This window comes from Lysobacter sp. Soil_N_23 (assembly GCF_057656135.1).
Map to the genome: position 1 here is coordinate 1 of NZ_JBDGKY010000031.1, position 26,371 is coordinate 26,371.

Consider the following 26,371-nt stretch of genomic DNA (forward strand, 5'->3'; position numbering starts at 1 on the left):
TCGGACAGGATGTCCGACTAAGGGGCGGAGCAATCCCCGGCCCGGCGGACGACGCCGCTCCGCAGACGCAAGCCCAACACGCAACACCAGCATCACCAGCCCCCCTCACTGCGCTCGGGACGACAAGCAACGCCAACCTTCCCGCACAGGGACGAACAACCAAAAACAAAGGGCGCCTTGCGGCGCCCTTCGTTTGAAACCCGGTGGATCTTCGGATCAGGCGACTTCGCCGATCACGATGACCTTGACGGTGGCTTCGATGTCGGCGTGCAGGTGCACGACGATCTCGTACTCGCCGGTGCGACGCAGCGGGCCTTCGCCCAGCACGACTTCCGACTTCTCGACCTTGTGGCCGGCCTTGGTGAGGGCTTCGGCGATATCACGCGGGGTGATCGAGCCGTACAGCTTGCCTTCGGTCGACGCGTTGGCCGACAGGGTGACTTCCGCGCCGTCGAGCGCGGCCTTGCGGCCTTCGGCACCGTCGAGCGCGGCCTTGGCCTTGGCTTCGTACTCGGCGCGACGCGCTTCGAACTCGGCCAGGTTGGTCGCCGTCGCCGGCACGGCCTTGCCGTACGGGATCAGGAAGTTGCGGCCGAAGCCCGGCTTGACGTTGACCTTGTCGCCGAGCTTGCCGAGGTTCTGCACGTTCTGCAGGAGGATCAGTTGCATGGTGTTGCTCCTATTTCGTTAGCGAGGCAATGCCCCGCAGCGGTGTTTCGCTGTCCGAAAGCGGGCGGCCCGGGGGCCCTGCCCTCACCCCTGCCCTCTCCCGCAGGCGGGAGAGGGGGAAGGAGTGTCGCCTCCCTGCGGGAGACGACGATCTTCTTAGGCGTTGTGGTTGTCGGTGTACGGGATCAGGGCCAGGAAACGGGCGCGCTTGACGGCCGTGGACAGCTGGCGCTGGTACTTCGACTTGGTACCGGTCACGCGGCTCGGCACGATCTTGCCGGTCTCGGTGAGGTACTGGCGCAGGGTGTTGAGATCCTTGTAGTCGATCTCCTTCACACCCTCGGCGGTGAACTTGCAGAACTTGCGGCGACGGAAGAACTTGGACATTTGCGTACTGCTCCCTAAAGGCGTGGTCAGGCGGCTTCGTTATCGTCGGCGACGTCGGCAGTGCCGACCACGGTCTCGCCTTCTTCGTCACGGCGACGGCGCTCGCCGCGCTCCGGCTTGTCGCCCTTCTCATCCTTGAACTTCATGATGAGGGACTGCTCGGTGTCGGCTTCGTCACGCTTGATGACCAGGTGGCGCAGCACGGCATCGTTGAAACGGAAACCGTCGACCAGCTCGTTGAGCACGTTCTGGGTAACTTCGATGTTGAGCAGGACGTAGTGGGCCTTGACCAGGTTCTCGATCGGGTAGGCCAGCTGACGGCGGCCCCAATCCTCGAGACGGTGGATCTTGCCTTCGCCGCCTTCGATGAGCGACTTGTAGCGCTCGATCATGGCAGGCACCTGCTCGCTCTGGTCCGGATGGACCAGGAACACGACTTCGTAATGACGCATGGTGTGATTCCTCGTGGATGATGATCCGCGCAGCTTCAGCGCGGACCGGATCAGCCCCCCGGCCTCCCGGAATGGAGGCGGTGGAGCAAGGTCTCCCCGGGCCTGAACCCGTGGGAGCCGGAAATTATGGGGGATTCAAGGGGTTGAGTGCAAATCCCCCTCTCCCTGGCGCGTTGCGCCTGTCCCTCTCCCACAAGGGGAGAGGGCAACGCGGACCCCAGATTCGCTCCCTCTCCCCTTGCGGGAGAGGGACAGGCGCCGCCAGGCGCCAGGGAGAGGGGCGGGGCCGCCTCAACCCTTCTTCTGCGCGATCCACCCGTCGATCCGCGCCTCCAGCGCCTGCAACGGCACTGACCCCGTCTCCAGCACCGCGTCATTGAACTCGCGCAGATCGAACCGGTCTCCCAATTGCCTCGAAGCCTTCTCACGCAGCCCTGAGATCTTGAGCTGGCCGATCTTGTACGCCAGCGCCTGCCCTGGCCAGCCGATGTAGCGGTCGATCTCGTTGACCACGTCCTGACGGGTCTTGGGCGAGTTGTCCATGAAATAGGCAATCGCCTTGTCGCGGCTCCAACCCTTGCTGTGCATGCCGGTGTCGACCACCAGCCGCACCGCCCGCCACATGTCGTAGGCCAGCTGCCCCATGCGGTCATAGGGGTCGTCGTACAGGCCCATGTCGTAGCCCAGGCGCTCGGCGTACAGACCCCAGCCCTCGCCGTAGGCGACGAAGTAGGCGGTGCGCCGGAACATCGGCAGATCCGGCAGCTCCATGCCAAGGGCGAACTGGAAGTGGTGGCCCGGCACGGCTTCGTGCAGCGACAACGCCATCATTTCCCACTTCGGCCGAACCTCCGGCTTGTAGAGGTTGACGTAGTAGAAGCCAGCGCGGGTGCCGTCGACGGCGCCGGGCTGGTAGTAGGCGGTGGTGGTGTCCGGGGCGATGTTGTCCGGGATCGGACGCACGCCATAGGGCAGGCGCGGAATCGTCTTGAACACCTTCACCAGCTGCGGATCGATCCGCTTGGCGATCGCCTCGTAACCGGTGAACAGCTCCTGCGGCGTCTTGTAGAAGAACTTCGGGTCGGTGCGCAGGTACTGGAAGAACTCGGCGAGATTGCCCTTGAAGCCGACTTCGGCCTTGACCTTCTCCATCTCCGCACGGATGCGCGCCACTTCCTTCAGGCCGATCTGGTGGATCTGCTCGGCGCTGAGGTCGGTGGTGGTGAAGTAGCCGGCGACGAAGTCGTAATAGGCCTTGCCGTCCGGCAGGTCGGTGGCGGCGATCGTGGTGCGGGTCTTGGGCAGGTACTCGTTGGCGAAGAACGTGGCAAAGCCGCGGTAGGCCGGGACGATGGTGTCTGCGATGACCTGCTTCGCTTCGGCCTGGAGCGCGGCGCGGTCGGCTTCTGGGACGGTATCGGCAAAGCGCGCAAAGGGCTTGTAGAACGGGCTTTTCGCCGGGTCGTCGACGACCTGCGCCTGGATCTGCCCGGGCACCCGCTCCATCAGTACGCGCGGCGGCGTGTTGCCGGTGGCGGCGCCTTCGCGCATCAGCACTTCGTTCTGCTCGATCACCGCCGGCAACGCGCGCATGCGCGCCAGCCAGTCGCGATAGTCCTTCGTCGTCGCGAACGGCAGCACCTCGGCGATGCCGTCGGCGGTCTGCACGCCACCGCTGTGGCCGATTGGGCTCAGGTACTCGCGGTACTTCTGCCGTTCGACTGCCTTTTCCAGATCCCAGGCGAAGGTGTCGTAATTCAGCTGGTCGCTGGCCGACAGAGCCTTGCGGTCGATCACGCGCAACCGTTGCAGGGCCTTGCGGTCGCCCTCCATGCGCGCCTGGATCGCCGCCATGCTCATGTCGGTCCAGCGGTCGTTGAAGCGCTTGTCGCCGCGGTAGCTGGCCTCTTCCGGGCTCTCACGCATGTCGCGCTCCCACTCATCGTCGAACAGCGCGTGGAGGGTCTGGGTGGCGGCGTTGCGAGCGGGGGCAGCCGCGGTGGGCTCGGCAGCGTGGATGCGGGGCGTCACGAGCGAGGCAGACAGGCCGGTGGCGATCGCCACGGCAAGCAATACAGGACGGAGCACGGTGTAATCCCCTTCAAGGTCAGGGGATTGAGTCTAAGGCAACGCTGAACAAGTCGACTGTCGTCCCGAGCGAAGCGAGGGACCTGCTGCCTGGCCGCGGAAAGCGGTTCCCCGCTGCGCTCGGGATGACAAAACAGGGGACTCAGGCCGCGTCGGCCTTCGTCGTGAACGATTCGCCGCAGCCGCATTCGGCGGTGACATTGGGGTTGCGGAACAGGAACTGCTCGCCCAGGCGCTGCTTGACCAGGTCGATTTCGGTGCCGTCGACCAGCGCCAGGCTCAGCGCATCGACGTAGATGCGCACGCCCTCCTGCTCGAACACCGTGTCGCCCTCATGCGTCTCGCGGGCCAGGTCGGCCTTGTACTGCCAGCCCGAGCAGCCGGTGCGCGAGACGCCGAAGCGCAGGCCGATCGCGTCGGGCGATTCGACCAGATAGCGCTGTACGCGTTCGAGGGCGGCGGGGGCAAGGGTGACAGCCATTGAGGCGCTCCGGGTGGCGGGACGTTCTGCAGAATGAGGACTTTCGGGAAATCCGGACTTCCGGCGAATTATAGCGACGCTGTGCGGACGCTTCGGTAAACTGCCGCATTCCCCATATCGGCCCGAACAGGCAAGGATTCAAGGCATGACGGTGGTCAGCGTCGAACACGCGCTCGCGGGCAGGATCCCGGCGGGTGGTGAAGTCACGGTCCGTGGCTGGGTGCGCACCCGCCGCGACTCCAAGGCCGGGCTCAGCTTCGTCAACGTCAGCGACGGTTCCTGCTTCGCGCCCATCCAGGTGGTCGCCCCGGCCGACCTGTCCAACTACGAATCCGAGGTCAAGCGCCTCACCGCCGGCTGCGCGGTGATCGCCACTGGCACCCTGGTGGCCTCGCAGGGCCAGGGCCAGAGCTTCGAGATCCAGGCCACCTCGCTGGAAGTGGTCGGCTGGGTCGAGGATCCGGAGACCTACCCGATCCAGCCCAAGGCGCACTCGCTGGAGTTCCTGCGCGAGGTCGCCCACCTGCGTCCGCGCACCAACCTGTTCGGCGCGGTCACGCGCATCCGAGACTGCCTGGCCAAGGCCGTCCACCGTTACTTCCACGAGAACGGCTTCTACTGGATCAGCACCCCGATCGTGACCACGTCCGATGCCGAGGGCGCCGGGCAGATGTTCCGGGTCTCCACGCTGGACGTGGCCAACCTGCCCCGCGACGACAAGGGCGAGGTCGACTTCAGCCGTGACTTCTTCGGCAAGGAAACCTTCCTGACCGTGTCCGGCCAGCTCAACGTCGAGGCCTATGCACTGGCGCTGAGCAAGGTCTACACCTTCGGCCCGACCTTCCGCGCCGAGAACAGCAACACCACCCGCCACCTGGCCGAGTTCTGGATGGTCGAGCCGGAGATCGCCTTCGCCGACCTGGCCGAAGACGCGCGCGTGGCCGAGGAGTTCCTCAAGTACCTGTTCCGCGCGGTGCTCAACGAGCGCGGCGACGACCTGGCCTTCATCGCCGAGCGTGTGCAGGCCGACGCGATCACCCGCCTGGAAGCCTTCGTCAACGCGCCGTTCGAGCGCATCGAGTACACCGATGCGATCACGCTGCTGCAGAAGTCCGGCAAGAAGTTCGAGTTCCCGGTCGAATGGGGCCTGGACCTGCAGACCGAGCACGAGCGCTGGCTGACCGAGGAACACGTCGGCCGCCCGGTGGTGGTGACCAACTACCCCGAGCACATCAAGGCCTTTTACATGCGCCTCAACGACGACGGCAAGACCGTCGCGGCGATGGACGTGCTGGCCCCGGGCATCGGCGAGATCATCGGCGGCAGCCAGCGCGAGGAGCGCCTGGACATGCTCGACGCGCGCATGGCGCAGTTCGGCCTGGATTCGTCGCACTACGGCTGGTACCGCGACTTCCGCCGCTACGGCACGGTGCCGCATGCCGGCTTCGGCCTGGGCTTCGAGCGCCTGGTGGTCTACGTCTGCGGCCTGAGCAACATCCGCGATGCGATCCCGTACCCGCGCGCGCCGGGGCACGCCGAGTTCTGATGATCCTCCCTTCTCCCGCGAGCGGGAGAAGGTGCCCGAAGGGCGGATGAGGGCGCCTTTGCCTTGATGCTGCGGCTGCCCTCACCCCAACCCCTCTCCCGCAAGCGGGAGAGGGGCTCAGCAAACGGAATGACATGATCCTGTTCTTCGCCCTGCTCTTCGTCGCCGTCGCCATCGCCGGCTTCTGCGCGTTCGTGATCTTCTGGCCGCTGTCGCTGGTGCACATCCGCGACCGCCACCCGCAGCTGCAGGCGCAGCTCGGCGAGGGCGCGTTCGCCCGTCCTTCGGCCTGGGGCTGGCTGCTGCGCCGCGGCTACCTGTCGGTGGCCGACGGCAACCTCAATGGCCTGGCCAGCCCGGCGCGGATCTCGCTGCTGACGATCATCGCCGGCCTGGTCTGCGCTGCCCTCCTCTGGCTGCTTTCGGTGGTGATCGGATGAGCTACAACGACCAATGGTGGCTGGCCACGATCGGCCGCACGCTGATCTGGGCGCGGCTCCGCGTCCTCGATGCCGGCACGGCCGAAGTGCTCGACAGCGACGGCGTCAGCCAGCCCTACGACAGCGAGGACACCGCCCGCGCAGCGTTGATGGACGCCGAGTTCGTCGCCCTGGACGGTCTCGATGAAGACGATGCGCAAGCGCGTGGTTTCGCCCTCGACGAGCTGGTGCCCCCTAGCGGCAATGATGACGAGATGCTGCGCGCGCAGATGGTGCGGCAGCTGCCGTCGCGGCGCTGACCGCAGCCCCTCGACGCAGACCGCATGTACCTGCCGCGCGCCTTCGCTGAAACCGACCTGCAGGCGCTCGACTGGCTGGCCCAGCGCGACCGCTTCATGACGCTCGTCACCGTGCACGACGGTGAACCGACCGTCAGCCACCTGCCGGTGATCTATCGCCGCGAAGGCGATCGTGTCGAACTGATCGGCCACCGGGCCGGGCCCAACCCGCAGGCGCGTCACGGCGGCCCCGCACTGGCAATCTTCCACGGCCCCCATGCCTACGTCTCGCCGTCGTGGTATCCGGACAAGGAAGAGGAAGCGCGGGTTCCGACCTGGAACTACGCCGTGGCCCACCTGCGCGGCCAACTGACCACGTTCAATGACGAAGCCTCGCTGGCTGATGTCGTCGACGGCCTCAGCCGCGAGCATGAGGCCAGCGTTGGCCAAGACTGGCGCTTCGAATTCGAGCGCGACGACCACCGCAGCCAGCTGCGCGGGATCATCGGCTTCCGCTTCGTCGCCGAGCAGGTCACGCTGAAGTTCAAGCTCAGCCAGGAACCATCCGCTCGCCAATCGCGAGTCTGTCATCGCCCAGCTTGATGCCAGCCCGCGCGAAGGCGGCCGCGAGATCGCGACGCTGATGCGCGAGCGCATGAACGAACCCAACGGAGACTGAGACATGGATCTGGACCTGAGCGGCAAGCATGCCCTCGTCTGCGGCGCCAGCCAGGGCATCGGCCTGTCGACCGCCAAGGCATTGGCCGAACTGGGCGCCAACGTCACCCTGCTGGCCCGGCGGGAAGAACGGCTGCGCGAAGCGGCAGAGCAGTTGCCGACCAAGCCGGGACAGGTGCACGGCTGGATCGCAGTCGACAGCGCCGACACCGACGCCCTGCGCGCCAAGGTCGAGGCACTGGTGGCCGCAAAGCCGGTGCACATCCTGGTCAACAACAGCGGCGGCCCGCCGCCGGGGCCGGTGCATGGCGCCGAGATCGCGGCGTTCGAGGCCGCCTACCGGCAGCACCTGATCGCCAACCATGTGCTCGCCGGGGCGGTGATCCCGTGCATGGAGCGCGACGGCTACGGGCGCATCGTCAACGTGATCTCGACGTCGGTGAAAGAACCGCTGCAGGGCCTGGGTGTCTCCAACACCACGCGCTGGGCGGTTGCTTCTTGGGCCAAGACACTGGCCACTGAAGTAGCGGCCAAGGGCATCACGGTCAACAACGTCCTGCCCGGCTCGACCGAGACACCGCGCATCGAGCAGATCATCGACAACACCGCCAACAAGACCGGGCGCAGCCGCGAGGAAGTGTTCGAGAAGATGGTGTCGGAGATCCCGATGCGGCGCTTCGCGCGGCCGCAGGAGACGGCGGCGGCGATTGCGTTCCTTTGCTCGCCTGCGGCGTCGTATATCACGGGGGTGAATCTGCCGGTGGATGGGGGGAGGACCAGATCGCTTTAGGCGACGCTTGCCCTCACCCCAACCCCTCTCCCGCAAGCGGGAGAGGGGCTCCGGCGTCCTTGCGAGAGAGGCTCATGTCACTGCCCTTCTCCCGCTTGCGGGAGAAGGTGCCGGCAGGCGGATGAGGGCGCTTCGCGCCGGAAACATACGCGCAGGCACGGCCAAGCCGCACTGTTAAGCTAGCCCCATGCGCCTTTGCCACTTCATCGCCGGCCAATCCCGCGAGCCCGCATCGGCCCGCTGGCTCGAAGTCATCGACCCGTCCAACGGCAAACCCTTCGCCGAAGTCGCCCAGGGCGATGCAGCGGACGTCGACGCCGCGATCACCGCGGCCGAAACCGCCTTTCCTGCCTGGTCGGCCCTGCCCAACAGCGAGCGAGCGCGCTGGCTGGAGAAACTGGCCGATGCGCTGGAAGCCAAACTCGACGATTTCGCGCATGCCGAATCGCGTGATGGCGGCAAGCCCATCGGGCTGGCACGCGAAGCGGAGATCCCGCGCGCGATCAGCAACCTGCGCTTCTTCGCCCACGCCGCGACCCAGTTCGCCAGCGAATCACACCACGGCCAGGCCGGGCTCAACTACACGCTTCGCCAACCGCTCGGCGTGGTAGCCACTATTTCGCCGTGGAACCTGCCGCTGTATCTGTTCACCTGGAAGATCGCGCCGGCACTGGCCGCCGGCAACACGGTCGTTGCCAAGCCGTCGGAGGTGACGCCGCTGACGGCGACCATGCTCGGCGAACTGGCCGCGCAGATCGGCTTCCCCAAGGGCGTGCTCAACATCGTGCACGGCCTGGGCCCGGAGGTCGGCGAACCGATGGTGGTTGATCCGCGCATCAAGGCCGTCTCGTTCACCGGCAGCACCGCGGTCGGCCGCCGCATCGCCGGCATGGCCGGTCCGCTGCTGAAGAAGGTCTCGCTGGAACTGGGCGGCAAGAACCCGACGCTGGTGTTCGCCGACAGCGACTGGCGCGACCACCTCGACACGCTGGTGCGCTCAGCCTTCCAGAACTCCGGGCAGATCTGCCTGTGCGGTTCGCGCATGCTGGTTGAACGCAGCATCTACCGCGAGTTTCGCGACACCCTGGTCGAACGCGCCAGTGGCCTGCGTGTCGGCGATCCCATGGACGGCGACAACCAGTTGGGTCCGCTGGTGTCGCAGGCACATTTCGACAAGGTCATGGCCGCGCTGCAGCGCGCCCGAGACGAAGGCGGCCAGGTCCTGTGCGGCGGCAATGCACTGGAACGGCCGGGCTGGTTCGTCGCGCCGACCGTCATCGATGGGCTCGGCCCGGATTGCGCCAGCAACCGCGAGGAGATCTTCGGCCCGGTCGTGACCCTGCAGCCTTTCGACAACGACGCGGAGGCGCTGGCGCTGGCCAACGCCGGCGACTACGGCCTGGCCGCTTCGGTCTGGACCCGCGACCTCAACCGAGCCCACCATTTCGCCGCGCACCTGCGCGCCGGCATGGTCTGGGTCAACACCTGGCTGCAACGCGACCTGCGCACGCCGTTCGGCGGCAGTGGCGCCTCCGGCATGGGCCGTGAGGGCGGGTTCGAGGCCATGCGTTTCTTCACCGACGCCAAGAACGTCGGACTGAACCTGGGATGGAAGCAATGAGCACGAGCCCCCTCGCCGAGCTGCTGGAAAAGAACCGCGAGTGGTCCGAGCGGATCAACCGCGAGGACCCGGAATTCTTCAGACGCCTGTCCAAGCAGCAGGCTCCCGAGTATCTGTGGATCGGCTGCTCCGATTCGCGCGTGCCGGCCAACCAGATCATCGACATGGCGCCGGGCGAGGTCTTCGTCCATCGCAACATCGCCAACGTGGTGGTGCATACCGATCTCAACTGCCTGTCGGTGATCCAGTTCGCGGTCGACGTGCTCAAGGTCAAGCGGATCCTGGTGGTCGGCCACTACGGCTGCGGCGGCGTGCACTCGGCGCTGCACGGCCAGCGCGTGGGCCTGGCCGACAACTGGCTGCGCCATGTCACCGACGTCGCCGACAAGCATTGCGAATGCATCGCCCACGCCGACGAAAGCGAGCGCCACGATCGCCTGTGCGAGCTCAACGTGATCGAGCAGGTGCAGAACGTCTGCCTGACCACGATCGTCCGCGACGCCTGGTCGCGCGGCCAGGACCTGTCGGTCCACGGCTGGGTCTACAGTCTGCGCAACGGCCTGGTCCATGACATGGCGATGAACGTCGACAGCTTCGAAGCACTCGATGGCCTGTACAAGGCTGCGGTCGCCCAGGTCAATGCCTCCAAGGGGGATTCGCCGCGATGAGCGATGTAATCCGTGCTGCTGCCGCGCCACGACCGGTCGGCTCGTACCCGCATGCGCGCCGGGTCGGCGATCTGTTGTTCCTGTCCGGCATAGGTCCGCGCGACCCGGCCAGCAACGCCATCGTCGGCAATGTCCACGACGCCGACGGAAACCTGATCAGCTACGACATCGATGCGCAGACGCGAGCGGTGTTCGCCAACGTCCACGCCGTGCTCGAGGCCAGCGGCGCGCGCTGGGAGAATCTGGTCGACGTCACCGTATACCTGACCGACATGGCGCACGACTTCAAGGCCTACAACGCGGTCTGGGCCGAGTATTTCCCGAACATCGACAGCGCGCCGTGCCGGACCACGCTCGGCATCACCGCCCTGCCGACGCCGATCGCGATCGAGCTCAAGTGCGTCGCTGCTCTCCAGTCCCCTCTCCCGCTTGCGGGAGAGGGTTAGGGTGAGGGCAGACGATGTCGACACGCCGTAAGCGCCCTGCCCTCACCCCGGCCCTCTCCCGCAAGCGGGAGAGGGGGAGGAAACCCAATGCTGCCTGATCCCATCAACCTGCAGGCCTGGATCGAGGAACACCGCCACCTGCTCAAGCCGCCGGTCGGCAACAAGGTGGTCTTCCTCGGCGACTTCATCGTGATGGTCGTCGGCGGCCCCAACCAGCGCACCGACTACCACTACGACGAAGGCGCGGAGTGGTTCTACCAGCTCGAGGGCGAGATGGTGTTGCGCATCCAGGAAGACGGCGCCGCTCGCGACATACCGATCCGCGCCGGCGAAACCTTCCTGCTGCCGCCACGCGTGCCGCATTCGCCGCAGCGCATGCCCGACTCGGTCGGCCTGGTCATCGAGCGCCGCCGCCTGCCGCACGAGCTCGACGGCCTGATGTGGTTCTGCGAGCAGTGCAACACCAAGCTGTACGAGACGTTCTTCCCGCTGAAGAACATCGAAACCGACTTCCCGCCGGTGTTCGATCACTTCTATTCCTCGCGTGAGCACCGCACCTGCAAGCAGTGCGGACACCTGAACCCGGCTCCGGCCAAGTACGTCATGCCGGACACCTGAGCCACACATGCTGAAGATCGATACCCACGCCCACTACCTGCCTCGCGACTGGCCCAACCTGGCGCGCAAGTACGGCGACGACCGCTTCCCGGTGATCCACCACACCGAGGACGGGCGTCATCGCATCTACAAGGACGGCAAGTTCTTCCGCGAGATATGGTCCAAGACCTGGGATCCGCAGGAACGCATCGACGACTACGCCCGTTTCGGCGTGCAGGTGCAGGTGATCAGCACCGTGCCGGTGATGTTCAGCTACTGGGCCAAGCCGCACCACGCGCTGGAACTGCACCAGGCGCTCAACGAGCACATGGCCCAGGCCTGCCGCGATTATCCGCGCCACTACGCCGGTATCGGCACGGTGCCGCTGCAGTCGCCGCGCCTGGCCATCCAGGAGCTGGAGCGCTGCATGGACCAGCTCGGCCTGCAGGGCGTGCAGATCGGCAGCCACATCAACGACTGGAACCTGGACGCGCCGGAACTGTTCGATTTCTTCCAGGCCGCCGGCGAACTCGGCGCGGCCATCCTGGTGCACCCGTGGGACATGATGGGCGCGGCGACGATGCCCAAGTACTGGCTGCCCTGGCTGGTCGGCATGCCGGCCGAGCAGTCGCGCGCGGCCTGCTGCCTGGTGTTCGGCGGCGTGCTCGAGCGGATTCCGAACCTCAAGGTCTGCATGGCCCACGGCGGTGGCAGCTTCCCGTACACCATCGGCCGCATCGAGCATGGCTTCAACATGCGCCCGGACCTGGTCGCGACCGACAACCCGCGCAATCCGCGCGAGTATCTGGACCAGCTCTTTTTCGATTCGTGGGTGGCCGACCCGCGCGCGCTGCGCTATCTGCTCGACACCTGCGGCGTCGACCGCGTGATGCTCGGCACCGACTATCCGTTCCCGCTCGGCGAGCAGGAACCGGGTGCCGGCATCGCCGCGCTGGCGTTGTCGGAAGCCGAACAGGCACGGCTCTATCACGGCACGGCGCTGGAATGGCTGGGGCTGTCGAAGGCGCGGTTCGCGTGAGCAGCTTCCGCCCCACCAACCCCCACACCCCCGTCATTCCCGCGAAAGCGGGAACCCAGCGTCTTAACCAACGTCAAAGTCGCTGGGTCCCCGCCTTCGCGGGGATGACGGCACTGAATTACTGCAAGGTTTGAATTCGTGACCACTCCGCAAGACCTCTACACCGACGCATACGCCCAGGCCCTCGACGCCGCCGACCCGCTGCGCGAGATGCGTGCGCAATTCCTGGTCCCCCAGCACGACGGCGCCGACCAGGCCTACTTCGTCGGCAACTCGCTGGGCCTGCAGCCACGCGGCGCGCGCCGCCATGTCGAGGAAGTGCTCGACAAGTGGGCGGCCGAAGCCGTCGAGGGCCATTTCACCGGCGATGCGCAGTGGATGGCCTACCACCAGCTGGTGCGCGAATCGCTGGCCCGCCTGGTCGGCGCCAAGCCCATCGAAGTGGTCGCGATGAACACGCTGACCGTCAACCTGCACCTGATGATGGTCAGCTTCTACCGGCCCACGCGCGAGCGTCCGGCGATCCTGATCGAGGCCGGTGCGTTTCCGTCCGACCGCCATGCGGTCGCCTCGCAGATCGGTTTCCACGGGTTCGATCCGGCCACCGATCTGATCGAGCTGGAGGCCGACGAAGCCGACGGCACCATTTCGATGGGCGCGATCGAGCGCGCCATCGCCGAGCACGGCCCGCGCCTGGCGCTGGTGCTGTGGCCGGGCGTGCAGTACCGCACCGGGCAGGCGTTCGACCTGGCCGCGATCGCGCGCCTGGCGCATGCGCAGGGTGCGGTCTGCGGCTTCGACCTGGCGCATGGCGTCGGCAACCTCGAACTGGCGCTGCACGACAGCGGCGTCGATTTCGCCGTGTGGTGCCACTACAAGTACCTCAACAGCGGTCCCGGCGCGGTCGCCGGCTGTTTCGTCCACGAGCGCCACGCCAGCAGCGATCGCCCGCGCTTCGCAGGATGGTGGGGACACGAGGCCGACACCCGTTTCCGCATGGGCCCGCAGTTCGTGCCCACGCCGGGTGCCGAAGGCTGGCAGCTCAGCAATCCGCCGATCCTCGGTCTGGCACCGCTGCGCGCATCGCTGGAGCTGTACGACCAGGCCGGCATGCCGGCACTGCGCGCCAAGTCGCTGCAGATCACCGGCTACCTGGAGGCGCTGATCCGCTTGCGCCTGGCCGATACGCTGCAGATTGTCACGCCATCCCAGCCGGAGCGCCGTGGCTGCCAGCTGTCGCTGCGCGTGATCGGCGGCCGCGAGCGCGGCCGCGCGCTGTTCGAGTACCTGGCCCGCAATGGCGTGCTCGGCGACTGGCGCGAGCCCGACGTGATCCGCATCTCGCCCGCCCCGCTCTACAACCGCTATGCCGACGTGCTGCGGTTCGTGCGGACCACCGAAGCCTGGCGCGACCAGGGCTGAGCCACGACCTCCATCGAGTCTTCTTCCGCGGCTGGGAGAAGGAACCGCAGCACCCGCATAGGTGACCCGTTTGAGCAACGACACGTCCAAGCACATCACCCTGATCGGAGCCGGCCTGGCCGGTGCCGTGCTCGCCACGCTGCTGGTGCAGCGCGGCTGGAGCGTCGACGTATTCGAGAAGCGCGGCGATCCGCGCCTCAAGGGTTACCAGGGTGGCCGCTCGATCAACCTCGCCCTGGCCGAGCGCGGCCGCCACGCCCTGCGCCTGGCCGGCGCCGATGACGCGGTGATGCAGCACGCGGTGATGATGCGCGGGCGCATGGTCCACTTCCTCGATGGCCGCACCGACCTGCAGCGCTACGGTCGCGACGACAGCGAGGTGATCTGGTCGGTGCACCGCGGCGAGCTCAACGTGATCCTGCTCGACATCGCCGAGCGCGCCGGCGCCCGGCTGCATTTCGACCGGGGCCTGGCGTCGGTCGATTTCGACGCACGCGTCGCCCGCTTCGCCGATCCGCGCGATGGCAGCACGCATGAAGCCTCGTTCGTCTCTCTCGTTGGCGCCGACGGCGCCGGTTCGGCGTTGCGCACCGCCATGGCGACGCAGGCCGAGCTGGGCGAGCGCACCGAATTCCTCGGCCACTCCTACAAGGAGCTGGAGATTCCGCCCTCGGCCGACGGCGGCTTCAGCATCGAACCCAATGCCCTGCACATCTGGCCGCGCGGCCGCTACATGTGCATCGCCCTGCCCAACGACGAGCGCACCTTCACGGTGACGCTGTTCCTGCCCAACGAAGGCGACCCCAGCTTTGCCACGGTGCGCGACGGCGCGCAGGCACGCGCCCTGTTCGAGCGCGACTTCGCCGATGCACTGGCGCTGATCCCGAACCTGGAACAGGACTTCGAGCGCAACCCGGCCGGCCTGCTGGCCACGCTCTACCTCGACCGCTGGCACCTGGACGACCGTGCCGTCCTGGTCGGCGACGCTGCGCATGCGATGGTGCCGTTCCACGGCCAGGGCATGAACTGCGCGTTCGAGGACTGCGTTGCCCTAGCCGAACACCTCGACGCCAATCCCGATCGCGCCGCCGCATTCGCCGCCTTCCAGGCCGAGCGGTTGCCCAACGCGCGCGCGATCCAGGCGATGGCGCTGGAGAACTACCTGGAGATGCGCGATCGCGTCGACGACGACGACTACCTGCTGCAGCGCGCCCTCGAACGCACGCTGGCCGAGCGCCATCCCGAGCGGTTCATGCCGCGCTACTCGATGGTCACCTTCCAGCGCATGCCGTATGCCACCGCGTTCGAGCGCGGGCGTGCGCAGCGCGAACTGCTGGTCGATCTGACCCGCGGTCACCGCTCGCTCGACACACTCGATTGGGACGCCGTGGATGCAACCGTGCGCGAGCGGCTTGCAAAGCTTCCGGTGGAAGCATGAGCAAAGCACTGTCATCCCGGCGTACTCCGGGATCCAGGCCCTCAGTGCCCGGATGCCATTGCCGCGACTTCTTCCCCCTGCCGTCGCCCATGGCTTCCAGTGTGATGCTTCGCCACTGGATCCCGGCGGACGCCGGGATGACGATCGGAATCTGACCCGCCCATGCCTGCCAGCTTCCTCTTTTACGACCTGGAAACCTTCGGCGCCGACCCGCGCACTTCACGCATCGCCCAGTTCGCGGCGATCCGCACCGATGCCGATCTCAACCAGATCGATGATCCGATCAGCTTCTTCGTCAAGCCGGCCGACGACCTCCTGCCCTCGCCGGGCGCGACGCTGATCACCGGCATCACCCCGCAGCACGCCATGCACGAGGGCGTCAACGAGGCCACCGCGTTCTCCCGGATCTTCGAGGAGATGGCGCGACCGGAGACCTGCAGCCTGGGTTACAACTCGCTGCGTTTCGACGACGAGTTCGTGCGCTATGGCTTCTTCCGAAACTTCTTCGACGCCTACGAGCGCGAGTGGCGTGGCGGCAATTCGCGCTGGGACCTGCTCGACGTGCTGCGCCTCGCCCACGCCCTGCGTCCCGAGGGCCTGGTGTGGCCCAAACGCGAAGACGGCGCCACGTCGTTCCGCCTCGAGCACCTCGCCGAGGCCAACGGCGTGCGCGAGGGCGACGCGCATGAGGCGCTCTCCGACGTGCGCGCACTGATCGGCCTGGCCCGCAAGCTCAAGGCCGCGCAGCCGCGCCTGTGGGACTACGCGCTGCGGCTGCGCGACAAACGCTACGCGGCAAGCCTGATGGACGTGGTCGCGATGAACCCGCTGCTCAACGTCTCCCAGCGTTTCCCCGCCAGCCGCCTGTGCTCGGCAGCGGTGCTGCCCATCGCACGCCATCCGCACATCGACAGCCGGGTGATCGTGTTCGACCTCGCCCAGGATCCCGAGCCGCTGCTGCAACTCGATGCCGAGGCGATCGCCGCGCGCCTGTATACGCGCTCTGCCGACCTGGCCGAAGGCGAGGAGCGGATCGCGCTGAAGGAAGTGCACAGCAACCGCAGCCCGGCCCTGGTCGCCTGGGATCACCTGCGGACGCCGGACTTCGAGCGCCTTCTGATCGACCCCGCCGAAGTGGAGCGTCGCGCGACGCGGATCCGCGAGGCCGGCCCGGCGCTGGTGGAGAAGGTCCGCCAGGTCTTCGCGCGCGAGCGCGAGCGGGTCGCACCCGACCTGGATGCCTCCCTCTACGACGGCTTCATCGGCGACGGCGACAAGCGCCTGTTCGCACAGGTGCGCACGACTCCACCCGAGGCGCTGGGCGAGCGCGAGTTCGGTTTCCGCGATGCGCGCCTGCCGGGCATCCTGTTCCGTTACCGTGCGCGCAACTGGCCGCAGACGCTGTCGGCCGAAGAGCGTGTGCGCTGGGACGAGTACCGGCGCCAGCGCCTCTACACCGATACCGGGCTCGCGGAGTACGGCTTCGATCGCTTCGCTGCCGAGATCGCGCAGCTGCGCGCCGCCCACGCCGCCGCCCCCGACAAGCTGGCCCTGCTCGACCGTCTCGAAGCGTGGGGCGGTGGCATCGCTGCCAGCCTGAACTGAGTCTTCCTCATGAGCCACTACTTCAGCGACGCCAGCTTCAAGTTCCTGCGCGGCCTTGCGCGCAACAACGACCGCGAATGGTTCCATGCGCACAAGGGCGACTACGACAGCCACGTGCGTGAACCGTTCCAGCACCTGCTGACCGACCTGCAGCCGGTCCTGGCTGGCGTCAGCCAGCACTACCGGTCCGAACCCAAGGGCGTGGGCGGGTCGCTGTTCCGCATCCACCGCGACACCCGGTTCGCCAACGACAAGACGCCCTACAAGAACTGGCAGGGCGCTCGCCTGTTCCACGAGCGCGGCCGCCAGGTCGAGGCGCCGTCGTTCTATCTGCACCTGCAACCTGGCAACTGCTTCATCGCATCGGGCATCTGGCACCCGCAGCCGGACAGCCTGCGCCGGGTCCGCCATTTCATCCTCGACAATCCGGGCAGTTGGAAGGCCGCCGCACACGCAGCCAAGTTCCGTCGCCGCTTCGACCTCGACGACAGCGAGGTGCTCACGCGCATGCCGCGCGGTTTCCCCGACGACTTCGAGTTCGCCGACGACCTCAAGCGCAAGAACTTCGTCGCACTGCGCGCCATCGAGGACGCCACGATGACGGGGCCGCGGCTGCTCAAGACGCTCGAGACCGACCTGCAGGGCCTGGCGCCGTTCACCGACTACCTGTGCGCGGCGCTGGACCTGGAGTTCTGAGCAGCCGTCACCCCGACACGTCACCCCGACACCGTCGTCCCGGCGAACGCCGGGACCCAGGCCCGGATCCTCTCCGTTGCCCCGCGTCCCGGATCTGATGCGTCGACGGCCTTGGTCCCGGCCTTCGCCGGGACGACGGTGCGGTGCCGCATAATCCGCAATCGCCCGCGCCAGGTCCGTCACTCTTGTCCCCCGCCGATTTCCGCCGCTACGCGCTGTTCTACCTGGGCTACTACGGCGCGCTGGGCGCGTACACGCCCTACATTGGCCGCTGGGTAGTCGCCAACGGCCACGGCGGCTACGCGGTCGGCGCAATGCTGGCGCTCTGGTATGGCGGGCGCATCATCGCGCCGCCCACCTGGGCGCGGATGAGTGCACGCAGCCCCAACCCGGGACATTGGCTGGTCGCCGGTTGCGTCCTGTCGTTGCTCGGCTTCGCCGCCTTCGCCGGATTCACCACCGGCGTGATGCTGTTCGCGACCATGGCCTGGTTCGGTCTCTTCTTCAACGCGGTGATGCCGCAGTTCGAAGCGATGACCCTGTCGGCACTGGGCCAGCGCAATCACGACTACGGCCGCATCCGCATGTGGGGATCGATCGGCTTCCTCATCGTCGCCGGCAGCTACGGCTGGTTGCTCGACCGGCTCGGCAACGATGCCTTTGTCTGGCTGACGTTGCCCTGGCTGCTGTTGACGGTCGCTGCCTCCTGGCTGCACCGCGGCGATCGTCCCCTTCCCGCTCTCGTCTCCGATGTCCCCAGGCAGGCGCTATGGCGCCGGCCAGGCGCGCGCCGCCTGCTGCTGGTGGCGATGCTCATGCAACTGGGCTTTGGTCCGTTCTATGTGTTCTTCACCCTGCACCTGCAGGCGCAGGGCCACGACGGCTTCGCCGTCGGCGTGCTCTGGGCCATTGGCGTGCTGTGCGAAATCCTGATGTTCTGGCAGGCGCCGCGACTGGTGCAACGATTCGGTGCGCAACGCCTGATGACGGCATGCCTGGTCGCCACCGCGCTGCGCTGGGTCATGGTCGCGCTGCTCGGCGGTTCCTTCGCATGGATGGCGCTGGCCCAGACCGGGCACGCGCTCAGTTTCGCCGCCTTCCATGCAGGCTGCATGCGGCGCATGGCGGAGCTCTTTCCAGAGCGACGCGACATGGCCGCGGCACAGGGCATGCTCTATGGCTTCAGTGGCGGCATCGGCGGCGTCACCGGCGCCGGCATCGCCGCCGTGGGCTGGCAGCACGGCGGTGGTCACCTCGCCTTCCTGCTCGGCGCCGTGGTCGCGGTGATGGCCTTGCTGATGCACCTGGTGCCGGTGCGTGCGCTGCGTCCGCAAGCCGCAACCTAGCCGCCCAGCACGATAGCCAGCGCCACCAGCGCCGCGCCCCCGACCAGGAAACACAGCCCGACCAGCCACGGCTTGCCGAGGGTATAGCGTGACCAGGCATGTCCGGTGGCGAACAACAGCACCAGCAGCACCGCGTTGGACGTGCGCAAGGCCAGGCGTGCATCGTCTATCAACAGGAAGGGCACGGCGGCCGGCACGCTGCTCAGCACCACCAGCCAGAAGCTGGTGAAGGCACCCAGATAGTCGGACCGGTGCAGCGCCACCGTTGCGTCCTGCCGGGTGCGCAGATGGCCGGCAATGCGCGCGTACAGCGTCTGTCTGTCGCCTTCCGGCATCACGTCACCCAGCAGTTCGTCGAGCTCGCCGGCCACGACCGAACAGGCGGCGCGATCGTCAGGCGAGGCGCGAATGGCCCGCGCCAGCCGTCGCTTCCTTCCGCGATCGAACAGCACGCCGACCAGGTACATCGCCGCATCGATGATGCCCCACGCGAGATTGCAGCCGATCAGCGCGATCAGCAGCTCGCGCGCCCCTTCGCGCCCTTCGTCCTCGATGATGATGCCGGCGCCCAGGGTAAAGGTCAGCGTCATGATCAGGCCGAACAACACTTCGGCCAGGCTCGTCGCCGGGTCGAGGTAGCGGTCCATCAACGAAGAACGGCGCTTGGTGCTCATTGCATGCATCCACGGCTGAAGGTGGTAGTCGAGCTTGCAGAGCGTGAGGACGGCGGCGCGGCCCCTGCTGGGCCGCACGCCGTTATAGCAGCATCAGGATCAGCGTGATTTCACCATTGCGCGGTCACCGGCCGGATGCCGCGCCGCGGGCCGTCGACCGCAACGGAATGCCGAAGTCGCCACCCAGTGCAAGGTGCAGATTGGCGCGCTGCGTGCGCCGCTCGGCGGCAACGCGCATCAGGGCAATCCTGGCCGCATCCAGTGCCAGTTCGCGATCGAGTACGTCATGGCGGTCGGCCTTGCCGACACGCTGCTGCGTGCGGGCGGCATCGAGCGCCTGCTGCAACGCCTCGGTCTGGCGCGACAGCGAGCGCTCGCGCTGCTGCAGCAGGCTGTCTGCCGCGAGCGCGCTTTCGACCTCCGTGAAAGCGGTCAGGATGGTTCGCGCGTACTCCGCGGCCGCTTCGCGCTGCTGCTCGTCGCGGATCTCGACCTGGGTCTTCAGCCGGCCGGCATCGAACAGCGGCCACAGCAGCTTGCCGCCCACCGGGTAGACGGTGGACCCAAGGCCGTCCTTGAGTTGCAGGAACTCGGAGGTCAGGTGCCCGGCGCCGAGGTTCAGTGCGATCCGCGGCAAGCGTGCCGCCCGCGCTTCCTCCCGGTTGAAGAATGCGTGCTCATAGCGCATTCGCGCGGCAATCAGGTCCGGGCGACGCTCCACCAGGTCCGAAGGCACGCCGGCCGGGACCGGCTCGAGATCACCGGGCAGCGCTGACGGGACGGCAATCGACGCGGATGGATAACGACCCACCAGCAGCTCCAGCGTGCGCAGCGCCTGCTGTCTGCCCTGCTCGGCCTGGAGTGCCGCGTCCTCGCTCGTCTGCGCCTGCGCGCGGGCGACGGCAACGTCCTGTGCGGAGATCTTGCCGACCTGCTCACGCCGCTCCATCAGCACCGTCTGCGCGCGCGCCGCATCTCGGATCTGCATGGACAGTTCCGTCTGCCGCGTCGCCTCGATCGCAAGCAACCATGCGCGCGCGGTCATGGCCGCCAGCGACTGGCGGGCATAGGCATAGTCGGCCTCGGCCGACCGGTAGGCGGCTTCGCCTGCCTTCTTCTCCGCGCGCGCCCGGCCCCACAGATCGAGTTCCCAGTTGAGCACCACGCCGTAGCCGTTGATGTCCAGGCCGTTGGCCGGCTGCAAGGAATCGGAGTACTTGCCACCCAGCGTGACGGTGGGTTGCAGGTCCGCGCCCGCCAGACGCATCTGCAGGCGCGCCTGTTCGAGACGGCTGCCCGCCGCTCGCAGGTCCGGGTTATGCGCAAGCGCCTCGTCGATGAGCAGTTTGAGCTGCCCGTCGTCGGCAAAACCGATCCACCCTGGGCGAAACGCGCTGGCCTGCGCCGCCGTGCTCCATGCCGCCGGCACGACCACGCCGCCCATGGCCTGTTCGTAGATTTCGCCCGGCTCGGGCGCGGTCAGATTGGCGCATCCGGTCGCGGCGACAACGAGTGCCGCCAGCCATGCTGCCCGGGAGCGACGGGGTTGACGATGCGTGGTCACGGGCATGGCCACGTCAATGCAACTTCAGGATCAGGTAGTTGGTCACCGAGTTCACCCGGAGGATCACCTTCCTGATCAGGTGGATGGGTTTGCCATGCGCGGTGTAGATCGCACCGACGCCACGCGCGCCCATGGCCAGGAAGTTGCGCCCGGGATCGGTGATGCGCACCTTGACCGCGTACTTCTGCGGCGGCGCCGCCGGCCCCGCTTCGGCAGGCAGGTTGGGCAACGTGCCCGAGGCCTGGAACTGACCCTGCCCGGTCGCCCACACGATCGAATCGACTTCCCCCTTGATGACCTTGCCCGGCAGCGTTGGCAGGGCGATCTCGACTTCGTCGCCGCGTTTCACCCGGGTCAACTCATTCTGGTTGTAGAACGCGACCACCTGCTGTTCGACTTCGACGAAGGTCATGACCGGACGCAGCGGCAGCGCGGCTGCGTACGAACCAGCGCGCACCTGCAGGTTGATCGCATAGCCGTCTGCCGGCGCGTAAACAACGGTCTGGGACAGCTCCCACTTCGCCTGTTCCAGCTGCGCGCGCGTGCTGGCCACCGACGACTGTTCGCCGCCGACGACCGCATCCAGCTCGGCCTGGACCTTCGCCTCGGCCGCCATTGCGGCGCGATGCGCCGGTTCAAGGCGGCGGACGTCGGCATCGTAGGATTCGACGTCGTAGTGGGCTCCGGCGCCTTCGGCAGACAGCTGCTGCGACTGCCTCAGCCGCGTCCGTGCCAGATTGAGCTGGGCCAGCGCCGCCTGTGTGTTGTTGCGCGCCGCCAGCAGGTCCTGGTCGAGCTGCGCGACCGCGGCCTCGGCACCGACCAGCCTGGCCTCGAGCTCCTTCACCCGCAGCTGGAACGGCTCCGGGTCCAGCTTCAGGATCGGTGTGCCCTTCCGGTACAGGCGATTGCCTTCGATCGGAACCTCGATCACGCGACCGGTGACGCGCGGCACGACTTCGACCGAGTAGTTCAGCACGCGCACGTCGCTCGATGACGGCGCGACCACGTTGAGCGCCAGGATCGTGCCGGCCATGCCGGCCATCGCGATCACCACGACCGCGACCTGCGAATAGATGTTCCAAGGCAACCACTTGAACTTGATGAAGACCAGCCAGACCAGCAGGCTGTACAGCGCGAGTATCAGGATTTCCAAGGCGTTCCCAACTTCTGTGCGTGTGGAAGGGGCTGTGCGTCGCCCGGCATGGCGGGTGCCGGCCAGGCGCCGCAATCAGCCATGCAGCGTCGACGAATCGCGTTCGACGAGAACATCCAGGCGTCCCTGCAACGCTGCGATCCGATGGCGCAGGAAGACGATTTCCTCCTCGGCGGGTGCGTGCGTGAGGACGCTCGCGTCGAGATGCGGACACGGCGCAGGCACAGCAGGTTGCGCAGCCGGTTCAACGGCGCAAGCCGATGGCTCCAGCCGGAAACGCAGCGGCTTCATGTAGGCCCACAGCATCGCCAGCGGCCACAACATGCCACCGAACACCAGCGACATCAGGCACAAGGCCTGGATCGCGTCCTTCTGTGGATGGTCGCGTGCGAGCGCAACGCGTTCGGGCCAGACATGCAGGATCCAGAACACGGTCAGTGCCAGGATCGGTGCCACCACGACGACGACCCAGACCATCACGTCAGCGATCCTGTCTTCCATCGATCCGGATGCGAGCGCCTGCCCCGAATGCACCAGCAGGACAGGGAGCACCAGGCGCAGCAGGGTCGATGGGCGCAATCGCGACCTGGTGTCACAAGGCACTTTGGATCGTGTTTCCTTCACGCGGAATCCTCCAGGGATGGCGATTGGCTGGCATTGATGGAGACCGGCGGCAGCGGCTGGCTCCGGGGCTCGCGTCTCGTCGCGCTTCGCTCGTCCCGTATTCCTCACGGGTCGCGCCGGCCCTGTCACGGCGAAAGCGCACGCTGCAGGGCGCACACAAGGTGACAGCCGATACCTGCGGGCACAATGAGAAACGTCTCATTCGTCATGTCTTCTCAGGCGTCAACACGTGTTCCGCACGCGCTTCATCGTCAATCAAGGCGCCGTTATGCTGTGCCATCCGCATCGGAGGTCGTCGCATGAAGAAATGGATAGCCTTGCCGCTACTGGCCCTGCTGGCCCTGCTGGCCTGGATCGCTGCGGGTCCTTTCCTGACGATCAATGCCATTCGCGACGCGATCCAGGCGCAGGACAGCGCTGCGTTGTCGCGTCACGTCGATTTCCCGCTGTTGCGCCAGAGCCTGCGGGCGCAGGTTGAAGACACGCTGGCGCGACGCGCCGGCGCGCAGGTGCTGGACAGCCCGCTGGGCGGCCTCGCGCTTGGCCTGGCCAACCAGGCGGCCGGCGGCATGGTAGACGCCATCGCCACGCCGGCCGGCATCGGCGCGATCCTGGAGGGTCGCGGCCTGCTGCACCGCATCAGCGGTGGTGGCATCAGCAAGGACGACGCGTACGCGCACCAGCCGCCACCCGATCCGCTGCGCGACGCACGTTACCGTTTCGAGTCACCCTCGCGATTCACCGCCACGGTGCATACCGACGATGGCGCGCCGATCGTGTTCGTCCTGTTACGTCAGGGATTGGACTGGAAACTCGCCGATATCCGGCTACCGCCAGCGGCGCCGGCGGATCGATCCGACTAACGGTCGGTCCTCGCCACCCAGGATTCACCCTCCCCTAACCTGCGCCGGCTCACCGTCCCGCTCGGACGCAGCAAGCGTCCGCCACCCCATTCGCGCGAGGTGACGACATGACACGTTTAGCCGTGCTCGCCATGGCCGCGCTGCTCCCGGCAGCAGGCGTCCATGCGGAGAACAAGCAGATCAAGGCGGTGCTGGTAGGCACGCAGGAGGTTCCGGCGATCTCCACCGATGGCCGCGGCAGTTTCCGCGCCCGAATCAGCAACGACGGCAACGCGATCCACTACGAACTTGCCTACGACAGGCTCGAAGGCGACGTGACACAGGCGCACATCCATATCGGCCAGAAGAGCGTCAACGGCGGCATCGCCGCATTCCTGTGCTCGAACCTCGGCAACGGCCCCGCAGGCACCCAGGCCTGTCCGGCACCGCCGGCGCGGATCACCGGCGTGATCACTGCGGCAGACGTCATCGGTCCGGGCGTACAGGGCGTGGCTCCCGGTGAACTGGATGAAGTGATCGAAGCGCTACGCGATGGCGTGGCCTACGCCAATGTGCACAGCACGATATGGCCAGGTGGCGAGATTCGCAGCCAGCTCGGGCACGATCACGATTGAACGCGACCTGCCCTGGGGCGGATCGAATCAGCGATTGGCGATGCCGTGGGGCACATGCCCCGCGGCAACGTGATCGCGCGCCGAGACGATGTTGTGCTCGGAATCGTCGAAAAAAATGTCGGCCCCGAATGCTTCGAGGAACGGCCCCTTGGCCCGCCCGCCCAGGAACAGCGCCTCGTCCAGGCGGATGCCCCATTCGCGCAGCGTGCGGATGACGCGTTCATGCGCGGGTACCGAACGCGCGGTGACCAGGGCGGTGCGGATCGGCGCGTTCTGGCCGGTCGGAAAGGCTTCCTGCAGCCGGTGCAGGGCATCGAGGAAGCCGCGGAACGGCCCCCCCGACAGCGGTTCGCCGGCGTGGCTGCGCTCGTGCTCGGCGAACGCGGCCAGGCCGCCCTCGCGCGAGACCCGCTCGCCCTCGTCGTCGAAGATCACCGCGTCGCCATCGAATGCGATGCGCAGCTGGTCATGACGCTGCTGCGGTGCGCGTGACGGCAACAGCGTCGCGGCGGCGACGCCGGCCGCCAGCGCGTTGCGCACGTCCTCGGCGTTGGCCGAGAGGAACAGGTCGGCGCCAAACGGTCGGATATACGGGAACGGCGGCGCGCCATTGCTGAAGGCCGCGCGCTTGATCGCAAGCCCGTGGTGGGCGATCGAGTTGAAGATGCGCAAGCCGCTGTCGGCCGAATTGCGCGAAATGAGGATCACCTCGACCCGCGGTGCCTCCGTCGGCGCACCCTCGTTGAGCGCGAGCAGCTTGCGCACCAGCGGAAAGGCCACGCCCGGAGCGAGCAGATCATCCTCGTGGGCACGCTGGAAGTCGGCATAGGCATCGATGCCTTCGCGCTCGAACAGCGCATGGCTGTCTTCCATGTCGAACAGGGTGCGCGAGGAAATCGCGACTATCAGGGGATCGGCGTCACGGTCGGGCATGGCGGCATTATGCCGCAGGCCAGTCTCGCCCACTGCGACAGCCAGTTCAGCCGCTGGTGAACTGCTCTGCCAGCATCCGTTCTTCCAGGTTGTGCTCCGGGTCGAACAGCAGGGTGACGGTGCGGTCGTGAGATTCGCGGATGGTGACCTCGACCACGTCGCGGACCTCGTGCGAGTCGGCGGTGGCACTGACCGGGCGCTTGTAGGGGTCCAGGACACGGAAGCGGACCTCGGTGTCGGCCTTGAGCACCGCACCACGCCAGCGACGCGGGCGGAACGCCGCGATCGGGGTCAGCGCTATGACATTCGCGCCCAACGGCAGGATCGGCCCGTGCGCGGAAAAGTTGTATGCCGTGCTGCCGGCCGAGGTCGCCACCAGCACGCCGTCGCAGATCAGCTCGTCCAGGCGGGTCTCGCCGTTGAGGTCGATGCGCAGGTGCGCGGCCTGGCGGGTCTGGCGCAGCAACGACACTTCGTTATAGGCCAGCGAGCCGACGGTCGCGCCGGATTCGGTCTGCGCGACCATCTCCAGGGGACGCAGCACGGCAGGTTCGGCCGCGTGCAGCCGCCCGAGCAGACCGTCGCCGCCATGATGATTCATCAGGAACCCGACCGTGCCCAGCTTCATGCCGTAGACGGGTCGGCCCAGGCTGCCGTGGCGGTGCAGCGTCGACAGCATGAAGCCATCGCCGCCGAGCGCGACGATGACGTCGGCGTCGCCGGGTTCGTGCTGGCCGTGTCGTGCAATCAGCTCGGCCAGTGCGCGTTGCGCCTCATCGGCGGTACTGGCGAGGAAGGCGATGCGTGGCGTCGCGGTCATCGGCGGCTCCGGGTGGATGGGATCAGCATAACCCGGGGCGGATTCAGGCGTTGCATGCCACCTGGTTCCGGATGAGCCTCATCCCCTCCTCGTCGACGCTTCGGTTGTTGGTTTGGGGAGCCCACGTTGCTGACACGTGTCCGCGAAACTCGAAGAGCAATGTCCATGGGTTCCCGCCTACGCGGGAATGACGGGCGTGAGAGCAACGTCGCTGGGTTCCCGCCTTCGCGGGAATGACGGTCATGAGAGCAACGTCGCTGGGTCCCCGCCTTCGCGGGGATGACGGTTTTCTATAGCCCCTCTCCCGCTTGCGGGAGAGGGGTTGGGGTGAGGGCCACCGAAGACCATGCAACGATGCACCAGAGCGTCGTCCGCCGGGCCGGGGATTGCGCAGCAGTGGGCCATGGATGGCCCACGCCCCGCATTCGGACAGGAT

Annotated in this window: 27 protein-coding genes and 1 pseudogene; 17 read left to right on the forward strand and 11 right to left on the reverse strand. The window is 67.1% G+C overall.

Annotation, left to right across the window (positions count from 1 at the left end):
• Positions 1–216: 216 nt before the first annotated feature.
• From rplI to AC3A3X_RS16835, 5 genes are all read right to left on the reverse strand, one after another.
• Positions 217–669 (reverse strand): 50S ribosomal protein L9, encoded by a 453-nt coding sequence (rplI, locus tag AC3A3X_RS16815; RefSeq protein ID WP_487584148.1) that lies wholly within the window; start codon positions 667–669, stop codon positions 217–219.
• A gap of 156 nt (positions 670–825) precedes the next feature.
• On the reverse strand, positions 826–1,056 hold the full coding sequence (gene rpsR / locus AC3A3X_RS16820; protein WP_055899483.1) for a 30S ribosomal protein S18: 231 nt from the start codon (positions 1,054–1,056) through the stop codon (positions 826–828).
• Between the two features lie 26 nt (positions 1,057–1,082).
• The gene (gene rpsF, locus AC3A3X_RS16825; RefSeq protein ID WP_200605073.1) at positions 1,083–1,508 is read right to left on the reverse strand and encodes a 30S ribosomal protein S6; all 426 of its coding nucleotides are present in this window, start codon (positions 1,506–1,508) and stop codon (positions 1,083–1,085) included.
• A 291-nt stretch (positions 1,509–1,799) separates the two neighbouring features.
• On the reverse strand, positions 1,800–3,596 hold the full coding sequence (locus tag AC3A3X_RS16830) for a DUF885 domain-containing protein (protein ID WP_487584149.1): 1,797 nt from the start codon (positions 3,594–3,596) through the stop codon (positions 1,800–1,802).
• Positions 3,597–3,738: 142 nt separating this feature from the next.
• On the reverse strand, positions 3,739–4,077 hold the full coding sequence (locus AC3A3X_RS16835) for a HesB/IscA family protein (protein ID WP_487584150.1): 339 nt from the start codon (positions 4,075–4,077) through the stop codon (positions 3,739–3,741).
• Between the two features lie 145 nt (positions 4,078–4,222).
• Here AC3A3X_RS16835 and asnS point away from each other — a divergent pair, with 145 nt between their 5' ends.
• The 15 genes and pseudogenes from asnS (at position 4,223) to AC3A3X_RS16910 (ending at position 18,687) form a co-directional block, all read left to right on the forward strand.
• The gene (gene asnS, locus AC3A3X_RS16840; RefSeq protein ID WP_487584151.1) at positions 4,223–5,623 is read left to right on the forward strand and encodes an asparagine--tRNA ligase; all 1,401 of its coding nucleotides are present in this window, start codon (positions 4,223–4,225) and stop codon (positions 5,621–5,623) included.
• Positions 5,624–5,757: 134 nt separating this feature from the next.
• Positions 5,758–6,063 carry a hypothetical protein gene (locus tag AC3A3X_RS16845; RefSeq protein ID WP_487584152.1) on the forward strand — a complete coding sequence of 102 codons (306 nt, stop codon included), beginning with the start codon at positions 5,758–5,760 and terminating at the stop codon, positions 6,061–6,063.
• On the forward strand, positions 6,060–6,362 hold the full coding sequence (locus AC3A3X_RS16850) for a hypothetical protein (RefSeq protein WP_487584153.1): 303 nt from the start codon (positions 6,060–6,062) through the stop codon (positions 6,360–6,362). Before AC3A3X_RS16845 ends, AC3A3X_RS16850 begins: the two co-directional genes overlap by 4 nt.
• Before the next feature lie 24 nt (positions 6,363–6,386).
• Positions 6,387–7,020: pseudogene (locus tag AC3A3X_RS16855) on the forward strand (FMN-binding negative transcriptional regulator).
• A gap of 3 nt (positions 7,021–7,023) precedes the next feature.
• A complete protein-coding gene (locus AC3A3X_RS16860; RefSeq protein WP_487584154.1) occupies positions 7,024–7,809 on the forward strand; it encodes an SDR family oxidoreductase in 786 nt (261 codons plus the stop codon).
• Between the two features lie 187 nt (positions 7,810–7,996).
• Positions 7,997–9,430, forward strand: coding sequence for an aldehyde dehydrogenase (locus tag AC3A3X_RS16865; RefSeq protein WP_487584155.1), 1,434 nt, complete (start codon positions 7,997–7,999; stop codon positions 9,428–9,430).
• The gene (can, locus tag AC3A3X_RS16870) at positions 9,427–10,098 is read left to right on the forward strand and encodes a carbonate dehydratase (RefSeq protein ID WP_487584156.1); all 672 of its coding nucleotides are present in this window, start codon (positions 9,427–9,429) and stop codon (positions 10,096–10,098) included. The genes AC3A3X_RS16865 and can overlap by 4 nt, the downstream gene beginning before the upstream one ends.
• The gene (locus tag AC3A3X_RS16875; RefSeq protein WP_487584157.1) at positions 10,095–10,544 is read left to right on the forward strand and encodes a RidA family protein; all 450 of its coding nucleotides are present in this window, start codon (positions 10,095–10,097) and stop codon (positions 10,542–10,544) included. Before can ends, AC3A3X_RS16875 begins: the two co-directional genes overlap by 4 nt.
• An 87-nt stretch (positions 10,545–10,631) precedes the next feature.
• A complete protein-coding gene (locus AC3A3X_RS16880) occupies positions 10,632–11,162 on the forward strand; it encodes a 3-hydroxyanthranilate 3,4-dioxygenase (RefSeq protein WP_487584158.1) in 531 nt (176 codons plus the stop codon).
• A 7-nt stretch (positions 11,163–11,169) separates the two neighbouring features.
• Entirely contained in the window at positions 11,170–12,180 is a 1,011-nt protein-coding gene (locus AC3A3X_RS16885) for an amidohydrolase family protein (RefSeq protein ID WP_487584159.1), read from the forward strand.
• Between the two features lie 138 nt (positions 12,181–12,318).
• Positions 12,319–13,602, forward strand: coding sequence for a kynureninase (kynU, locus tag AC3A3X_RS16890; RefSeq protein WP_487584160.1), 1,284 nt, complete (start codon positions 12,319–12,321; stop codon positions 13,600–13,602).
• A 70-nt stretch (positions 13,603–13,672) separates the two neighbouring features.
• On the forward strand, positions 13,673–15,040 hold the full coding sequence (locus AC3A3X_RS16895; RefSeq protein WP_487584161.1) for an FAD-dependent oxidoreductase: 1,368 nt from the start codon (positions 13,673–13,675) through the stop codon (positions 15,038–15,040).
• 162 nt (positions 15,041–15,202) lie between these two features.
• Entirely contained in the window at positions 15,203–16,645 is a 1,443-nt protein-coding gene (gene sbcB / locus AC3A3X_RS16900; protein ID WP_487584162.1) for an exodeoxyribonuclease I, read from the forward strand.
• Between the two features lie 9 nt (positions 16,646–16,654).
• Positions 16,655–17,341, forward strand: coding sequence for a DUF2461 domain-containing protein (locus AC3A3X_RS16905; protein ID WP_487584163.1), 687 nt, complete (start codon positions 16,655–16,657; stop codon positions 17,339–17,341).
• A 185-nt stretch (positions 17,342–17,526) separates the two neighbouring features.
• Complete coding sequence (locus AC3A3X_RS16910) at positions 17,527–18,687, forward strand: MFS transporter (RefSeq protein WP_487584164.1); 1,161 nt, start codon at positions 17,527–17,529, stop codon at positions 18,685–18,687.
• On the opposite strand, the gene AC3A3X_RS16915 is transcribed toward AC3A3X_RS16910, so the two are convergent.
• The 4 genes from AC3A3X_RS16915 to AC3A3X_RS16930 form a co-directional block, all read right to left on the reverse strand.
• On the reverse strand, positions 18,684–19,361 hold the full coding sequence (locus AC3A3X_RS16915; protein WP_487584165.1) for a hypothetical protein: 678 nt from the start codon (positions 19,359–19,361) through the stop codon (positions 18,684–18,686). The genes AC3A3X_RS16910 and AC3A3X_RS16915 overlap by 4 nt on opposite strands.
• Before the next feature lie 124 nt (positions 19,362–19,485).
• Positions 19,486–20,931 (reverse strand): efflux transporter outer membrane subunit, encoded by a 1,446-nt coding sequence (locus tag AC3A3X_RS16920; protein WP_487584166.1) that lies wholly within the window; start codon positions 20,929–20,931, stop codon positions 19,486–19,488.
• Positions 20,932–20,938: 7 nt separating this feature from the next.
• Positions 20,939–22,081, reverse strand: coding sequence for an HlyD family secretion protein (locus tag AC3A3X_RS16925; protein WP_487584167.1), 1,143 nt, complete (start codon positions 22,079–22,081; stop codon positions 20,939–20,941).
• 75 nt (positions 22,082–22,156) lie between these two features.
• Positions 22,157–22,660 carry a DUF3302 domain-containing protein gene (locus tag AC3A3X_RS16930; RefSeq protein ID WP_487584168.1) on the reverse strand — a complete coding sequence of 168 codons (504 nt, stop codon included), beginning with the start codon at positions 22,658–22,660 and terminating at the stop codon, positions 22,157–22,159.
• 344 nt (positions 22,661–23,004) lie between these two features.
• On the opposite strand from AC3A3X_RS16930, the gene AC3A3X_RS16935 reads away from it, so the two are divergent.
• Together AC3A3X_RS16935 and AC3A3X_RS16940 are read left to right on the forward strand one after the other, a co-directional pair.
• Complete coding sequence (locus AC3A3X_RS16935) at positions 23,005–23,568, forward strand: DUF2939 domain-containing protein (RefSeq protein WP_487584169.1); 564 nt, start codon at positions 23,005–23,007, stop codon at positions 23,566–23,568.
• Between the two features lie 107 nt (positions 23,569–23,675).
• The gene (locus tag AC3A3X_RS16940; protein ID WP_487584170.1) at positions 23,676–24,182 is read left to right on the forward strand and encodes a CHRD domain-containing protein; all 507 of its coding nucleotides are present in this window, start codon (positions 23,676–23,678) and stop codon (positions 24,180–24,182) included.
• 27 nt (positions 24,183–24,209) lie between these two features.
• Here the strand turns inward: AC3A3X_RS16940 and AC3A3X_RS16945 are convergent, their stop codons facing one another.
• The gene (locus AC3A3X_RS16945; protein ID WP_487584171.1) at positions 24,210–25,115 is read right to left on the reverse strand and encodes a 5'-nucleotidase; all 906 of its coding nucleotides are present in this window, start codon (positions 25,113–25,115) and stop codon (positions 24,210–24,212) included.
• A gap of 46 nt (positions 25,116–25,161) precedes the next feature.
• Entirely contained in the window at positions 25,162–25,935 is a 774-nt protein-coding gene (locus tag AC3A3X_RS16950; protein WP_487584172.1) for an NAD kinase, read from the reverse strand.
• Positions 25,936–26,371 lie beyond the last annotated feature (436 nt).

Bases quoted from the DNA above. Each gene is read 5' to 3' on its own strand.
- AC3A3X_RS16885 (WP_487584159.1), top strand. From the start codon at position 11,170: ATGCTGAAGATCGATACCCACGCCCACTACCTGCCTCGCGACTGGCCC.
- AC3A3X_RS16865 (WP_487584155.1), top strand. From the start codon at position 7,997: ATGCGCCTTTGCCACTTCATCGCCGGCCAATCCCGCGAGCCCGCATCG.
- rpsR (WP_055899483.1), bottom strand. From the start codon at position 1,056: ATGTCCAAGTTCTTCCGTCGCCGCAAGTTCTGCAAGTTCACCGCCGAG.
- AC3A3X_RS16880 (WP_487584158.1), top strand. From the start codon at position 10,632: ATGCTGCCTGATCCCATCAACCTGCAGGCCTGGATCGAGGAACACCGC.
- AC3A3X_RS16950 (WP_487584172.1), bottom strand. From the start codon at position 25,935: ATGACCGCGACGCCACGCATCGCCTTCCTCGCCAGTACCGCCGATGAG.
- AC3A3X_RS16875 (WP_487584157.1), top strand. From the start codon at position 10,095: ATGAGCGATGTAATCCGTGCTGCTGCCGCGCCACGACCGGTCGGCTCG.
- can (WP_487584156.1), top strand. From the start codon at position 9,427: ATGAGCACGAGCCCCCTCGCCGAGCTGCTGGAAAAGAACCGCGAGTGG.
- AC3A3X_RS16905 (WP_487584163.1), top strand. From the start codon at position 16,655: ATGAGCCACTACTTCAGCGACGCCAGCTTCAAGTTCCTGCGCGGCCTT.
- AC3A3X_RS16860 (WP_487584154.1), top strand. From the start codon at position 7,024: ATGGATCTGGACCTGAGCGGCAAGCATGCCCTCGTCTGCGGCGCCAGC.
- rpsF (WP_200605073.1), bottom strand. From the start codon at position 1,508: ATGCGTCATTACGAAGTCGTGTTCCTGGTCCATCCGGACCAGAGCGAG.
- AC3A3X_RS16935 (WP_487584169.1), top strand. From the start codon at position 23,005: ATGAAGAAATGGATAGCCTTGCCGCTACTGGCCCTGCTGGCCCTGCTG.
- AC3A3X_RS16850 (WP_487584153.1), top strand. From the start codon at position 6,060: ATGAGCTACAACGACCAATGGTGGCTGGCCACGATCGGCCGCACGCTG.
- AC3A3X_RS16915 (WP_487584165.1), bottom strand. From the start codon at position 19,361: ATGAGCACCAAGCGCCGTTCTTCGTTGATGGACCGCTACCTCGACCCG.
- AC3A3X_RS16845 (WP_487584152.1), top strand. From the start codon at position 5,758: ATGATCCTGTTCTTCGCCCTGCTCTTCGTCGCCGTCGCCATCGCCGGC.
- AC3A3X_RS16945 (WP_487584171.1), bottom strand. From the start codon at position 25,115: ATGCCCGACCGTGACGCCGATCCCCTGATAGTCGCGATTTCCTCGCGC.
- AC3A3X_RS16940 (WP_487584170.1), top strand. From the start codon at position 23,676: ATGACACGTTTAGCCGTGCTCGCCATGGCCGCGCTGCTCCCGGCAGCA.
- asnS (WP_487584151.1), top strand. From the start codon at position 4,223: ATGACGGTGGTCAGCGTCGAACACGCGCTCGCGGGCAGGATCCCGGCG.
- sbcB (WP_487584162.1), top strand. From the start codon at position 15,203: ATGCCTGCCAGCTTCCTCTTTTACGACCTGGAAACCTTCGGCGCCGAC.
- AC3A3X_RS16835 (WP_487584150.1), bottom strand. From the start codon at position 4,077: ATGGCTGTCACCCTTGCCCCCGCCGCCCTCGAACGCGTACAGCGCTAT.
- rplI (WP_487584148.1), bottom strand. From the start codon at position 669: ATGCAACTGATCCTCCTGCAGAACGTGCAGAACCTCGGCAAGCTCGGC.
- AC3A3X_RS16920 (WP_487584166.1), bottom strand. From the start codon at position 20,931: ATGCCCGTGACCACGCATCGTCAACCCCGTCGCTCCCGGGCAGCATGG.